General features: G+C 37.0%; 18 protein-coding genes. 3 read left to right on the top strand and 15 right to left on the bottom strand.

The window, feature by feature from the left end; translation table 11 throughout:
• Positions 1 to 226 precede the first annotated feature (226 nt).
• The 10 genes from CBF29_RS07650 to CBF29_RS07690 form a co-directional block, all read right to left on the bottom strand.
• On the bottom strand, positions 227 to 1636 hold the full coding sequence (locus tag CBF29_RS07650) for a DNA primase family protein (protein WP_126809172.1): 1410 nt from the start codon (positions 1634 to 1636) through the stop codon (positions 227 to 229).
• On the bottom strand, positions 1633 to 2505 hold the full coding sequence (locus CBF29_RS07655; protein ID WP_245987305.1) for a primase alpha helix C-terminal domain-containing protein: 873 nt from the start codon (positions 2503 to 2505) through the stop codon (positions 1633 to 1635). The genes CBF29_RS07650 and CBF29_RS07655 overlap by 4 nt, the downstream gene beginning before the upstream one ends.
• A gap of 29 nt (positions 2506 to 2534) precedes the next feature.
• Positions 2535 to 2876, bottom strand: coding sequence for a DNA-binding protein (locus tag CBF29_RS07660; protein ID WP_126809174.1), 342 nt, complete (start codon positions 2874 to 2876; stop codon positions 2535 to 2537).
• Positions 2873 to 3175: a hypothetical protein gene (locus CBF29_RS07665; RefSeq protein ID WP_126809175.1), complete on the bottom strand. Its 303-nt coding sequence runs from the start codon at positions 3173 to 3175 to the stop codon at positions 2873 to 2875. Before CBF29_RS07665 ends, CBF29_RS07660 begins: the two co-directional genes overlap by 4 nt.
• Positions 3168 to 3452 carry a hypothetical protein gene (locus tag CBF29_RS07670; protein ID WP_126809176.1) on the bottom strand — a complete coding sequence of 95 codons (285 nt, stop codon included), beginning with the start codon at positions 3450 to 3452 and terminating at the stop codon, positions 3168 to 3170. The genes CBF29_RS07665 and CBF29_RS07670 overlap by 8 nt, the downstream gene beginning before the upstream one ends.
• Positions 3453 to 3607: 155 nt before the next feature.
• Positions 3608 to 3772, bottom strand: coding sequence for a hypothetical protein (locus CBF29_RS13760; protein ID WP_170170020.1), 165 nt, complete (start codon positions 3770 to 3772; stop codon positions 3608 to 3610).
• The gene (locus CBF29_RS07675; RefSeq protein WP_126809177.1) at positions 3773 to 4018 is read right to left on the bottom strand and encodes a hypothetical protein; all 246 of its coding nucleotides are present in this window, start codon (positions 4016 to 4018) and stop codon (positions 3773 to 3775) included.
• On the bottom strand, positions 4012 to 4698 hold the full coding sequence (locus CBF29_RS07680; RefSeq protein WP_126809178.1) for a Rha family transcriptional regulator: 687 nt from the start codon (positions 4696 to 4698) through the stop codon (positions 4012 to 4014). Before CBF29_RS07680 ends, CBF29_RS07675 begins: the two co-directional genes overlap by 7 nt.
• 66 nt (positions 4699 to 4764) lie before the next feature.
• A complete protein-coding gene (locus tag CBF29_RS07685) occupies positions 4765 to 5037 on the bottom strand; it encodes a hypothetical protein (protein ID WP_126809179.1) in 273 nt (90 codons plus the stop codon).
• Positions 5038 to 5241: a helix-turn-helix domain-containing protein gene (locus CBF29_RS07690; RefSeq protein WP_126809180.1), complete on the bottom strand. Its 204-nt coding sequence runs from the start codon at positions 5239 to 5241 to the stop codon at positions 5038 to 5040.
• Positions 5242 to 5375: 134 nt separating this feature from the next.
• On the opposite strand from CBF29_RS07690, the gene CBF29_RS07695 reads away from it, so the two are divergent.
• From CBF29_RS07695 to CBF29_RS07710, 3 genes are all read left to right on the top strand, one after another.
• The gene (locus CBF29_RS07695; RefSeq protein WP_170170021.1) at positions 5376 to 5777 is read left to right on the top strand and encodes a helix-turn-helix domain-containing protein; all 402 of its coding nucleotides are present in this window, start codon (positions 5376 to 5378) and stop codon (positions 5775 to 5777) included.
• A 47-nt stretch (positions 5778 to 5824) separates the two neighbouring features.
• Entirely contained in the window at positions 5825 to 6976 is a 1152-nt protein-coding gene (locus CBF29_RS07700; protein WP_126809182.1) for a tyrosine-type recombinase/integrase, read from the top strand.
• A gap of 724 nt (positions 6977 to 7700) precedes the next feature.
• Entirely contained in the window at positions 7701 to 8303 is a 603-nt protein-coding gene (locus CBF29_RS07710) for a hypothetical protein (RefSeq protein WP_126809183.1), read from the top strand.
• A 47-nt stretch (positions 8304 to 8350) separates the two neighbouring features.
• On the opposite strand, the gene CBF29_RS07715 is transcribed toward CBF29_RS07710, so the two are convergent.
• From CBF29_RS07715 to CBF29_RS07735, 5 genes are read right to left on the bottom strand one after another with little or no spacing between them, the layout of a single operon-like run.
• Complete coding sequence (locus CBF29_RS07715; RefSeq protein ID WP_211334259.1) at positions 8351 to 9457, bottom strand: peptidoglycan recognition protein family protein; 1107 nt, start codon at positions 9455 to 9457, stop codon at positions 8351 to 8353.
• An 18-nt stretch (positions 9458 to 9475) separates the two neighbouring features.
• Positions 9476 to 9745 carry a phage holin family protein gene (locus CBF29_RS07720; RefSeq protein ID WP_126809184.1) on the bottom strand — a complete coding sequence of 90 codons (270 nt, stop codon included), beginning with the start codon at positions 9743 to 9745 and terminating at the stop codon, positions 9476 to 9478.
• 12 nt (positions 9746 to 9757) lie between these two features.
• Positions 9758 to 10174, bottom strand: coding sequence for a hypothetical protein (locus CBF29_RS07725; protein WP_126809185.1), 417 nt, complete (start codon positions 10172 to 10174; stop codon positions 9758 to 9760).
• Positions 10175 to 10207: 33 nt separating this feature from the next.
• Positions 10208 to 10435 (bottom strand): hypothetical protein, encoded by a 228-nt coding sequence (locus CBF29_RS07730; protein ID WP_126809186.1) that lies wholly within the window; start codon positions 10433 to 10435, stop codon positions 10208 to 10210.
• A gap of 16 nt (positions 10436 to 10451) precedes the next feature.
• Positions 10452 to 13361, bottom strand: coding sequence for a phage tail spike protein (locus CBF29_RS07735; RefSeq protein ID WP_126809187.1), 2910 nt, complete (start codon positions 13359 to 13361; stop codon positions 10452 to 10454).
• Position 13362: the final 1 nt, after the last annotated feature.

Genomic DNA, 13362 nt, shown 5'->3' on the forward strand with positions numbered 1-13362 from the left:
AGTGCTAAACTCTTGAACCGTCTGAACCAACGCTTTAATCATTGATATATCAACGTTTTCAGTGACACTCATTTTATATTAACCTGAACCACTACTTAAACCACCTTGACCCAAATGAAGTGGTTTAACTTGGTTCAAGTAAATGGTTCAAGTGTTGAAACCATTTAAACATTCCTAAACATTGATATAATGACGTTCTGCTTTAGCGGTTCAAGTGGTTCAACGTTTAGTCAATCTTACTTGCGTCATAATTTTTTTTAATAAATAAATGAATATATCTTTGTACTCGTGGGGCATTGGTTCGAGGGTTCTTTTTAAATATCCCCATCTTTTCTAATTGTTTAGTGAATTTAGGTTGAGACAATTCACGCAAACTTTCACGGTAACAAAAGTTCTGATATTCCTCATAAATATTTTTTGATGGATCACCTAACTTAGTTCCGTCATTGATAACACATTCTTCCTCGATAAACCGCAATACATGATTAGACTCTTTCAACCATTTGTCTTTGGCAGTTTTCATTTTTGCTGATACAGTCAATTCTCCTCGTTCTAATGCTTCACGAAATATTTCTATGCAATGATAAGCAAACAACGGTATTTCTTCCTCAATAGCTTTTAAATCATGCCTAGTCTTAAAATCATCATCTATTACACAATCAAAGGGGATAACATACAATCTACGTTCAAATCCTCGTGTAAAGTCGCTAAACGCTGGCAACTCATTGGCTGAAAATATCAGTTTGGCAAAGTTTACAAACATAAAGTGATCCTTCCCTTTAAATTCAGCCGACAACCTATCTCCGCCCGTCAATGCTTTTAACAAACCAGTTGATTTTAAAAATTCGGAATCAATATCGGCAAACAAATTCGCTTCCTTCTGAAATAAATTTGCACTGGCAAACCGATTGTTTTTGTTGCCTAAATCTTGTAGAGTCATGTTGCTTACATTTTCCACTCCTAAAATCTTATTAAGTATGTTCAAAAACGTAGATTTTCCATTGGCTCCTGTTCCTTGTAGAATAGTGATTGTTTGAAACGGCTCATAACTTCTATAAAAACAATAACCAATAATCTCCATTAAATGTTTGACACTGTCACTATCACCCGTCAGCTCATGCAACCACTGTATAGTCTTTATCGGAGTCTCTTTTGTTACCAGGTCTATATCATAGTCATGGCTTTGCATAATATAATCCTTGGTGTTATGGGCCTTCAATTCACCAGTTTTAATATTGTAAGTACCGTTTTTAAAATTAGTTAGATATGGTTTGCTATGATTGAAGGGATTACCTCTCATAGTGCTATCAAAAATTTTAATGAATATAAATTTCTTAGTTTCATTTAATTTCTGTTGCGACCATTTACCAACGCTTTCCAATTTAGTCGTGATATAGCCATCCAAAAAATCACTCAAACTATCCATGCGCCAAGACCCTGTTTTTTTATCGAATCTAGCACCTTGTGATAGTTCATTAGATCGGATCATTGGGATTTCCTTCATAATTTCATAGCCTAGCTTTGAAGCACTCACCTTCATATTGCGGTTATCATCATAGAACACCCAAACTGGAAGGCTATCATTAGATTTTTGACGTTGTTTTTGTAGTTCTTGTAAATCAATTAATTTGCTCAACTAGCCCCCAACTCCTTTTTCGCTATCGAATAAAAGGTGTCCTCCACTTCTTTATCTGATAACGGCTCATTAAAATACTGATTAGCCACCCTCACTAATTCCAAGACCGCTGTCACATCCACCGCCCTAGCAAGTAGTCCGCCTGTGAGTTGTGCAATACGATTGTTACGATTGCCGACATCACATCCATTCACTAGGCTTTCAAATAATTCAGTCGTAGTGTTGCGATATCTCGAACCGCCTTTTTTGAATTGACCAACGTTTTTATAAAGACGAAAAGAGCGTACCCCTCCGGTATCGGGAGTATAATCTTTCTCCCAACGTTTGGCTGCTTTAAGGATTTTTTCAACCGATAACTTACTTTCGCTTTTATGAATGTGTATCTGTTCTACAGTGATATGTTGCGTTAAAACGGGTAACAACATAATTTGCGACCAAGTTAAATTGGATTGGTCGGCTTTATGGATCACCCCATCCAGCACCTTATTAGTAAAAAAGTAAACTAATAACTTATAATCTTGTTCTGTTACTGGCTTATCCAAAGGAATCACTAAGCGATACCGCACCCCATTAATACCATGGGTCATGCTTGGATAAAGCACGTATTCATATTTGCTAAGTTTTTCTAAGATAACTTTGACAAGTCCTTCTTCTGATTGAATGACATCATCTAAATCTAAAATCAAACAATCCCGATTGATTAAATTGTCATTCTTGCGTATTAGAGAACTCATTTCACCAGCTATGAATCCATCTATTTTCATGGTTTTAATTTTTGTCTGTTCTTCTTGATTATTAGAGACTTTTATTTGAAGTGGTTGATACCCACTAAAAAAATCTATAATTTCTTGATCTAATGGCTCACACATAATAGACGGCCTAACCTTACCAATGTAAATCATGAAATCACTTCTCTTTCTGTTTCCATTACCCTTTTATTCAAATCTACACTCTCTACAATTTCAATTCGGCGGTTCATATCACTTGCTTGGCTTTTTAGTCCCTTTAAACCTTCTTGACGTTCTTCCTCCGTCAATGGGATATAAACACCCCCTGTTTCTCTTAAAGCACATATAGGGATGTGGTAGACCATCACAAGACGATTGATAATGCTTTGAATGCTACGTGTATCTAAATCAATGCCTGCAGAAATTTCTTTTAATGGCTTTCGGTTATTCTTACCATGAGGAATCATTGATAAAACCGCTTTTTCTATGACAGATAATTGATTGTTTTTCAATGTTCGCACCTCACTTTATCAAATTGATCTACGATTTCTTTACAGTGTTTTATTTTCAAATTTATTTCAAATGCTAAGGCACTTAAAGGCTCGGCTAAAACAGAAGCTTCATACGCTAACAGACTTTGAGAATTTCTTTCGCATTTTTCATAGGCATCTTTTTTATCTACCAAGCGATAGGTGCTATTTTCAATAAATTGCCATAAGTGAATAATAGAAATTAATTCACCATTCAAATTATTTATTAAGTCTATTTCTTTTTGTTCGTATTCCTTAATAATTTTTCCTGTATCAGTCATTAATAATTTCCTCCACATCACAAAGATAATTACCTATTTCAACAATCTTTGTATCAATTGATTCTATTACTTCCATCAAGTTGTCTAAGCCTTTTTCATTGAATAATGAATGAAGAATATATGCATGACCTTCCCGACTATCTTTACTTTGAATATGTTGAAGTGCTAAACAAGATAAATAATTATTTATTAAACTTAATTGATGGGAACAGCTTGTTAATGAGGTACACTGATCCTGTAAATTTTCGCTACTGATTGTTTTTCCTTCTAATTTCACTATATAAAACCTCTTTCCTTTATTTGAGTTTGCAAAAACATCATACTTTCGCTATAATAAAGGCATAAATAGCTTGTAGAATGTGGATTCTAACAGCCTTGTCTTTCCAACTCGCCAAAGTAATGGAAAGACTTTTTTTATACCCTTTTTTCACCTTAACTACCCCGTTTCATTTGATAACTCGTATCGTCATAAACAATGAACCAACTCACGCTTAAAATTGTTGCTAAAATCAGTAAAGCAATCGATGATACATGACCAATACACCCGCCGACTAAAAATGCTCCTAACAATGCCCCTACTCTTCTCACTCGAAACATTTAATCACCCTCTTTCAAATCAGATAATTGTGATTCTAAAAATGGAATTAATACCGATAAATTGTGTCTTGCTTCTTGTTCTGTTAAATTGGCAATCTTATTTTGAAGTATCATCAAATCAGCATATATTTTGCCATTCGCTTTCTGCTGACGTTTGACTTCTGCAAGTGTTTCTTCCATTTCTTGGTGTAACTTTCTAAAAGAAAAGTTCTTGTACTCCTTTGGGACCCATACAAGTTTCAACAAAGCATTTCCTCCTTCTTTTTGATGGTTAGCGTTGTTTGATAAATCACGCCTTGATTATCAAGTATCTTTTGAATCTGCCTGTAGTCCAATCCTAAACTCAATAACGTAGCAATCTGCTGCTCACGCTCATTCACTGCCTGCAGTTCGTCAGCTGTCAGAAAATCAACGATAATCCCACCCTTTGGAATATTCCTTGCCTTCTTGATCTCTGTGGAAGAAAAGCCAATTGCAGACTTATACGCCAATCGAGTGAAGTTTGAATAATGATAAGGCTTAGTGAAGCCTGCACGCTTAATTTCATCCGTCATGGATAATCTAACCACTTTCCCACTCTTACGCTGCAGTTGACGTTCTATAAGTTCTTGTTTCATGAGATAAAACTGTTTAGCTAGCTCTGCTTTAAAATGAACGACTGGTTCTGTATTTTTTAATAAAGTAATGATAAAAGTTGCCTGTATTTCATTGAGTTTGAAATTTTTGATTTTCTGTAATCCACCATTGGTTTCTAAGGGTTGCATTTCAAATGTTATCCTACCCATTTCAATTAACTTCTCTTTGTACTTGTTAGCCAGTTGTCTTATTGCCCTATGCTCAACTTCTGCATATTGAGAAATGATTAAGCTAGTAGTAAACGGTTCTTCATCTAACTTATTACTTTCTGTAAAAACTAAATCTAGCATTTTCTACTCCTTTCAATCTTTGTCTCATCCGCATTCCCACCTAAATACTTGCCCCCAGCATCGTTTTCATAATTCAAACTGTTCCATCCATTCATTAACTTTGTATTTGTTACATCGTTTTGTTCCTGCTATCACACTGACCGGGAAATCTAATTCTTTGATAAATTTTGATAGATTAGATCGTGAGACATTCAAATATTTTGCTGTCGTTTCTAAATCCATCCATTCAGGAAAATATAATTTTCTAAATTCTTCTTTCATTGCTTGTTGCCAAACTCTTGTAGCAACCCTAGAAAGCTGTTGCTCGACCGTTGCCGATAGATCGACTTCAAGTTTCATTTAGATCACCTCTTGTTCTTCTAATAACCAATTGGTAACTTTTACAAAAACAGTTTTGGTTGTTTTCTTTAATTCTTCTGATTCTATTTTCCTTAAAGTTTGACGAGATATGCCCATTTCAGAAGCAACTTCTGAAATCGTTAATCGTAATAGTGCCCGCTTTTTTCTTACCTGCCATGATAAATCTTTAGATATTTCAAACATATTCACACCTCTCTTTTTAGCCTTTTGGCTGTCTTGAATAAGATTATATAGCCTTTTGGTTAAATTGTCAACTGTTTTATAGCCAAATGGTTAAAAAAATGGTAAAGTATATTTTGTAAGGAGGTTTAATGACTATGAATAGAATTCAAGAATTAAGGAAAGAAGCGAAGTTAACTCAAAATGAACTAGCAAAATTGATTGGAGTAAATCCCGTCACTTTGTCGAGATACGAAAACAATGAGAGAAATCCCAAAGTTGATAAGCTTGAAAAAATGTCTGAGATTTTTACCGCCTCAATCCCATATATTACTGGTGAAAGTGACTCAAGATTAGGTTTAAATAACGGTGACTATGCCAAAACTTGGGATGAACTTGCTTCAAAAATGAATTCCCATAATAATTCAAATATTTTTCTAACTGAAAGTGAAACAAAACAAAAGCTCATTGAGTATTTTGACAAACTGAATAGTGTAGGAAAAAATGAAGCTTTAAAACAAGTAATAAACTTATCTAAAATATCGGATTATACGGAATAAACCTCTTAGATACTTGCCCCCAGCTAGTAACAAGGAGGAAAAAAACAATGGCAACATTTAAACAATACAAAGATAAAGACAATAAGAGAAAATGGCAGTTCAGCGGATACATTGCAACGGATCCGATTACAGAAAAGAAAGTTGTAACAACTAGAAAAGGCTTTGATACAAAAGCAGTTGCTACACAAGAATTTGACAAGCTGAAAGCAAGCATTCTTAAAGCTTCAAGAAACAGGCGTAGTATCACTTTTCAAGAACTATATGATGATTGGTTACTGCAACATCGAAAGAGCGTGAAGCCTTCCACAGTAGCAACTAACAGGCGATTTATAGAAGGTCATGTTATCCCTAAGTTTGGTAAGTTAAAACTAGATAAAATCACCGTTGCCTACTGTCAAAAGTGTGTGAATGAATGGCATGACAAGTATAAACAATATCATTATATTCGCCGGGCAACAGCTCAAGTCATGAGTTATGGCGTTTCTATGGAACTTATGGACTCCAATCCTATGAAAAAAACTATTTTACCAAGAAGAAAAGAACAAGAAAAAAAGCCGAACTTTTATAATAAAGATCAGCTGAAAGATTTTCTTCAATTTGTTGAAACATTGGATAATTACAGATACCTGGCATTCTTTCGATTGCTTGCTATTACCGGAATGAGAAAATCGGAAGCTCTTGCGTTGTACGTCTCAGACATTGATAGTTTCAACAAAACAATAACGATTGGAAAAACAATTGCCATAGACGAGCATGATCAAATTATTTTACAGACCCCTAAGACAAGGAGTTCTTACCGCACGATTAGTCTTGATGATGAAACACTTAAGATCATGCGTAGATGGATTAATATCATGCAACAAGACTTTTTAAAGCTAGGTATTAACACGTCAAAAAAGAAACAGCTGCTCTTTCCTAATCTTTCAAATAATTTGTATTATCCGCAAGTCGCTAACGATTGGCTGGATTGGATATACAAGAAAGCAAAGGAATCCGGTCATGACTTTGAAGTTATCACACCTCATGGTTTCCGACACACAGCTTGCTCTCTAATGTTTGAGTCTGGGGCAACGATTAACGAAGTTCAGAAACGACTTGGCCATAAAGATGTGAAAACGACTATGAACATTTATAGCCATGTTACACCGCAACAAGCTGAAAACACGAGTCAAAAATTGGCAAACTATTTAGGTTTCTAACAAATAGATAGGTTTTCAGATAGGTTTTTCTATAAGAAGGCAAACAAAAAAGCTAGGATTGGCTTTACTAAGCCTTTCCTAGCCTATACAAAATGTCTAGCCCACACTGCCTTCCAGTGAGTTATAAAAGTTGGATAAATAGTATTAACCTGTATTTAATTGGTTTAACAGAATAATTTTTAACGTTGATAGTATTAGATAGTAATAGATAGTATCCTATGGGTGCAACTGGTGGTGCAACGAAAATTTTGCACCATAGATCCAATGTTTAAAAATATATCTTAATATTTTACGTATACTATTACGATGAGTTTAAAAAATAACCCAACTCACGCTAAACTTATTTCCATTGCTCATCAGCCACTCGAAAGAGTGGTTTTTTTATTTTAAAATTAAAACATAGAAAATACAAAAAAAACAAAGTTACATCTAAAAATTAGAGATATATTTTTTAACTATTCTTTTTTGAACCTGTAAATGATGTTTCCGCCTAGTCCAGCTTCTCCCACAATAGATTTTCTATCGGGACGTACTTTCCACGCTTCAAGAAACACCATCATTTCTGTTTAATTGACATGAATTTCTTCAATTTTCCCCAAGACTAATTGTTCCAATAGTAATATATACTTATTTTCGATCATTTTACTACCTCCATAAAAAGTATAGCACAAAAGATTTCCTCAACCATGCTATAATTAATTCAAAAACCCAAAGGAGCGTAGTCATGAATAGGAGAAACATATTTACATTGCTTATAGTTGCAATTTTCAGCGGTATTTCTCTATTTTTTGGATTTAATTACATTAAAGCTACTGAATCCTTAAAAAAAGAGATGCAACAACTGGAAAAGATTGAAAAAAAAGTTGATAAATTGCAGGAAAATATTAAAAAATTAGAAGATGAAAATGAAAAACTAAATAGTGAAAATGAAAAATATAAGGGGAACACAAATACTCAGGAAGCAATCAACAAATCACCAGAACTTAGCATTCCTGCTGAAGGTGATCTAATTGCTGAAATAGCTGCTGATGGTGATAACGGAAAAGGTGGTATGTATTTTGGAATAACCATAACAAATATTTCAAATAAACTATTAAAAATTTCAACTAATAATTTAACGCTTATTAATACTTCGAAAATTTCGGGTAGTGAAACCAATCTGCCACTTTATGAATCGGATTTAGAGCTAGGTCCCAGCGAATCAACAACTTTTTCTCAAATATTTGGAACTTTTAGCGGTGATATGCCTCAATATCAAAGTATTAATGTTTTATACAATGATTATTCCATATTCTATCAAGATCCATTAATAGAAAGTTATAAATAAATTTTAATTGAAAACAAGCCTACCTCGTGAGAGATAGGCTTTTGGTTTTAATACTGCAAAATTGCGATGGCATCGTTGTAGGCGTTAGTCGCTCCCGGATGCCATCTTCTAAGTCTGCGGACAATTTCCGTGGCTCGATCCATTGTCTCAATGTTGATCACGCTCACCGTGTAGGTGCCATCAGACTCTTTCTTGTAGCTGATCCTTGTTGCCAACAGCTCTTGGGCATACTTGGCACGCAAGTTGTTTCTCAAACGATTAAAGGCTGCGTTATCTTTGGATATATTATCAACCTCAATCCAAGCAGACTTTCCGTCAGCTGCATTAACAACCTTGACGTTGCTTGCTGAGTAATTGACATATTGCCCTTGAGCCAACCTAGTAACCTCAGCTTTCCAGTCGTTAGCTTGTTTCCGGGTCAATCCAACAAACTTAAGCATCCGCTTGTTAGGATAGTCTAAACCAAAAACATTCCCGTTGGTCAGTAAATCCCTAGTATGCTCACGGATAAAGCCAACCATACCGCTGGCCATCTTTTCGGTAGGTACTTTTTTAATCACTGCCTTAATATACTTACCGTCTTTTTGCTCGCCTACCATATTCGGTACATGGTTCATGTATGGCTCACTTGGTATTAACTTGTAATCATTAGACACTGTACCTTCTCCTCCTGTTAGTCTGTTTTTAAATTCAATCCACTTAGACCAATTATTTGCTTTAAACGATCCTGGGCATGCTTTTCTTGAGGCATCATAGTGCCTAACTACTCGACTAGCCGGGATGTTGTACTTGCCCATTAAATGCCTTGTCAATTCAAGCGTATTGGTCACTGTTTTATCAGTTACTGTTAATGGCGCTTTTAAACACATTTCAATGCCAATAGAATTAGTATTTGTAATTCCGTATTTTCCATACCCATCGCCTACGTGCCATGCTCCATTTTTATCTTCAACAGATTGCCAAATTGAGATATCATCAACAAAATAATGAGCTGATGCATTTCTATTTCCTCCACTGAAGTAATCTACATTATTTTTAGCAGAAGAAACTGTGCCGACATCATGAATCACGATATACTGGATATTGTTTCCGGTATAAAAATTATACGCCGATATTTTTCTTTGAATTGGTAACATAGTACACTTCCTTTCCAAAAATAAAAGAGCAACCGATTAAAGTTGCTCCTCCTCATTATTACGATTGATAAACCTCGTAAATGCCTGATGCGCCCCTGTAGATGCCAATCCGCTGATTGCACCAAAGATGATACTCTCAACGTTAACGCCTTGTGTCAGACACGCTACAACCGACCCTACAACTGCTACTATCAAAGGTATAAAGTCATTGGCTAGCTTGTGAAAAATAGCTGTGTGTTTAATCACAAAACCTACCACCAAGCTACCTAAAAACGACATCAAAATAATATAATTTTCAAATTCCATTTTTCCACTCTCCTAATGTAATTCTTTAATTTTTAACTCTAGTACACTGTTATACAATCGATCTCCTGTACCGTTACCGCCATATTCCTTATATGACGTGTGTAGACATTCTAAATCGTTTAATTCCTCGACTGTCACCCAGCCACGCTCAATATATCCCCTAGCTGTCTTGTAAATTTTGTTGTGCAGTATAGCGATATTAGCTTCAGAGTTTATTTTTTCCATCTGTTCCGTTCGTCTGCTCTTCGATTCAAGATCTTCCACAATTCGTCTAATTGCTGTCATACTATCAACAATTTCTTGATTTTGTTTCTTCTTTTTATCAAAATAATTTTTAAAAAACTTAGCTATCTGCCATAAGCCGCTCAATAGTGGTACTCCTAAAAGTATCAGCACCAAGGCGTTTAGCTCTAACAACGTATTAAACATGTCTCACCCCATTAAAAAATAAATAGCCTACTTTTAAGTAGACTCATACTCAGATATAAACTTTTTAACCAACTGCCAGTATTCATCTTCCAACAATTCATTATTAACAATAGCTTGTGCGATTTCTACCAACTGGTCCATCTTCAGTGTGACTTCTCCCAAAACTAGTAGCGCACCATGCCAATGCTTCAAGCAGTAATCTGACAGCCTCTTATTTTTTTGAGATTCCAGTAATTCTTCACAAAATTTTTTAAAGTCCAATAATTATCTCCCTCCTTTAATCTCCTGCCACATACATGACAGCTATGTTTAACCAAGACCCTACGCCAGCTGCAGATTGGGATGTTACTCCATAACGAGATAAAATCATGTTTCCAGACATATCAATATCCAATAGGTATCTGTTCATGCCGGATCCCTGCATAATTGTCTTAACCCACTGTTTAGGTCTAACACCAACGGGCAATGTGGCTAATGTCACCTGCGCTCCTGCGGCTATTTCTACCGTCGGTTTAATTGCACCTGTTAGCTGCACAATTCTATTTTGTCTGCTATACCTTGGCTGGTTGGCGTCTCCGGAATCATACTCAGTAAAACCTGACTTGTACATCCCTGACGAAAAGGCAGTTGTTGGGATAGTCATCAAATCTTTATACGTTAGATTGACGATACCATAAGGCTCTCTGTAGTCTCGCATAGCAATTCCCATGGGACTTACAGCCGACTGAACAAGATTGTTTGATGCAGCACTGCCGCTTGATACCCTGAACCCACCTGAACCTGCTTCCCAATCCCATAATATAGTGTTTTTAGTAGCGTCAGAATAGGATATAGACGTCATCCCACTTGGGGATTGTGTGAATTTTCCATTTTGCGGATCACCTGCAATTTTCCAAGTCACCGTTTTGACTCCCACATCTTCGGAAACATAATTCAGGGTAACATTTCCCTCTGCATAATCACCAGAGTTGATAAATTTAGACCCTGATAAGGTACTAGCTATTATCTCCGCACTTGTTATTTTGATTGCGTTTAGTTCAACGATATTTAACAATGACTGTTCTATGGTCTGCGCTTGCCATTTGCCACCCTTTAAGATATAAAATCCAGTCACGTTACCTACAGCATCAGTTCTCCACCATTGCTGCCCTTCGCTTACTCCGACAGGTTCTGTCACTGATATAATTGGATAACTACCTGTCATACCTAAAACTAATGCAGGAGCAGATGTGCTAGTGGTGCCATTTGTATAAGTAGTTAATATTCTTCGCCACACAAATTTGGTTGGATCAGCGTTATTAGGTACTGTGGTAGACCACACACCCCCCGTTTGAGTGGTGGGTGATGTTGAAATATAATACTGTTCCACGATGGATTTGATGCCATTGCCTGTTGCTCCTGCGGGCCCTTGCGGACCTGTTGCACCCGGTTGACCAGTTTCTCCATCCTTGCCATCAGCTCCCATTTTCCCAACACTATATGACACTGTCTTAGTTCCGTCAGTGTAGGACAGCTCCGTCTTTGTCCATAGATATTGATTAGCTCCCACGGAAGGTATACCGGTCGTCCAAACACCTGTTGGCGGACTAGTTCCTCCTATTGATGCTTGGTAAGTAACTTTACTTGCAGCTATGCCAGTGCCATCTTCACCTTTCGGACCCGTGTTTCCTGTGGCACCGGGATCACCTTTATCCCCTTTGGCGCCGTCTTGGCCATCATTACCTTTAGCTAAAAACCACTCGTAATCTTTTGGATTATTACTTGCCGTTGGTGTGTCCTTGTTATACGCCATACCGATGTAGGCTTTGCCATCCGGATAGTCCGACATACCGCCACCGCTGACCGTGTCTGCATACTTACGCCATATATATTTATTAGTACCGGGAATCCCTTGAGAACCTTCCACTTTTATCCACAAACCTACGTAATCTGCCGGATCATCTGATGGCACTGGTTGATTGATGACAGTCTTAACCGCCATATACTTTTTACCTGCCGGACTAGCTGATATACCGTTCCCTTGATCATCGTCAGCATATCTAACCCAAAGGGAGGGAGTCTCAATTTTAAGACTATTTAACTGCTCCTGTAGTTTCTTGATTCTGGCATCGATACTCGACTCCACGATCCTAAAATTCCCAAACAACGCTTTGCTACGGCTTGGTTCGGAATAGCATTTGTCAATCTCCAGCACTCGTGCTTTCAGGTAAAGAGGCGGATTGTAGTCGTGGTCGATCACACTGACAAAGTCCCCGACTTCTAGATTTTCGTCCACCTCCACCAAGTCAACCTCATAATTGATTTTTGGCTGCACTCGACGTTTTAACTCAGCGAGAGTCTGTTTAAACAGCGTGTCTTGATTGTCCGTGTCATAGTCCCAATAGTCCTCGTTGTACACTGCCTCATTATCATCGTACTGTTGGTGAGCCTTGCGACTGCGTAAAAAGACAGCGCCTTTTGTAGTAAAAAAGTCGCCATCATCATATTCTATATCCCTAAAGTAGACATCTTCATTTCCTTCTTTAGCCTTCCCAACTCCAGCAATAGCTGTCCTTAAGTCGCTTGTGTCTACGGTTTTAGTAATATTGGTGACAGTGTCACCATAAACAAGCTGGACATCTGATCGCTCTCTACCACGCTGACGATAGATATTGGCTACCTTTTTAATCACTTTTGAGTTATGCATGATGACTTGATAATCAATCTCTGCATTGTCAAAGGCGTTCAACAGTTCATTGATTCGCTTTTTGGCAGTAGCACGTCCTTCGTACTCCACCACTCTAGACATGTGGGAAATCTCATTGATACCAATCTCCCATCCTGTACCTTGAGCGCATAAATTAAAGTAATATTCAAACGGATTAGGCTGTGGAAATTTCTCCCATCTGTTCATGACTTTATTAATCAGTTCATAGCCGAGATTTTCCGTCCGAATAATGTATCGATCGTGATCCTCTTCAATCTCATTACCAAACAGACTAAACTTCCAAGCATTCCCTTTGTCATCCCTAAAAGAGATAAAGCGTGTCTCCGATAGCAATCTAGCGTTTTCTTTAGTTTTCTCAACCTCGAAATCAAAGGTCGAGCTGCCGCTTTCTACATTGATAACATGGCTATCGTTGTAATAATCAGCCATGACCCCGATGGATGTTGAGTTCATGGTTTGTAAATACAGTAAAGGTTTCAAT

This window comes from Vagococcus elongatus, from assembly GCF_003987645.1.
In the GTDB taxonomy this organism is placed as follows: domain Bacteria; phylum Bacillota; class Bacilli; order Lactobacillales; family Vagococcaceae; genus Vagococcus_A; species Vagococcus_A elongatus.

What these genes read in the sequence shown, in the direction of transcription:
- CBF29_RS07655 (WP_245987305.1), bottom strand. Translation starts at nt 2,505, where the DNA reads ATGTGTGAGCCATTAGATCAAGAAATTATAGATTTTTTTAGTGGGTAT.
- CBF29_RS07665 (WP_126809175.1), bottom strand. Translation starts at nt 3,175, where the DNA reads ATGACTGATACAGGAAAAATTATTAAGGAATACGAACAAAAAGAAATA.
- CBF29_RS13760 (WP_170170020.1), bottom strand. Translation starts at nt 3,772, where the DNA reads ATGTTTCGAGTGAGAAGAGTAGGGGCATTGTTAGGAGCATTTTTAGTC.
- CBF29_RS07680 (WP_126809178.1), bottom strand. Translation starts at nt 4,698, where the DNA reads ATGCTAGATTTAGTTTTTACAGAAAGTAATAAGTTAGATGAAGAACCG.
- CBF29_RS07685 (WP_126809179.1), bottom strand. Translation starts at nt 5,037, where the DNA reads ATGAAACTTGAAGTCGATCTATCGGCAACGGTCGAGCAACAGCTTTCT.
- CBF29_RS07690 (WP_126809180.1), bottom strand. Translation starts at nt 5,241, where the DNA reads ATGTTTGAAATATCTAAAGATTTATCATGGCAGGTAAGAAAAAAGCGG.
- CBF29_RS07695 (WP_170170021.1), top strand. Translation starts at nt 5,376, where the DNA reads ATGAATAGAATTCAAGAATTAAGGAAAGAAGCGAAGTTAACTCAAAAT.
- CBF29_RS07700 (WP_126809182.1), top strand. Translation starts at nt 5,825, where the DNA reads ATGGCAACATTTAAACAATACAAAGATAAAGACAATAAGAGAAAATGG.
- CBF29_RS07710 (WP_126809183.1), top strand. Translation starts at nt 7,701, where the DNA reads ATGAATAGGAGAAACATATTTACATTGCTTATAGTTGCAATTTTCAGC.
- CBF29_RS07720 (WP_126809184.1), bottom strand. Translation starts at nt 9,745, where the DNA reads ATGGAATTTGAAAATTATATTATTTTGATGTCGTTTTTAGGTAGCTTG.
- CBF29_RS07725 (WP_126809185.1), bottom strand. Translation starts at nt 10,174, where the DNA reads ATGTTTAATACGTTGTTAGAGCTAAACGCCTTGGTGCTGATACTTTTA.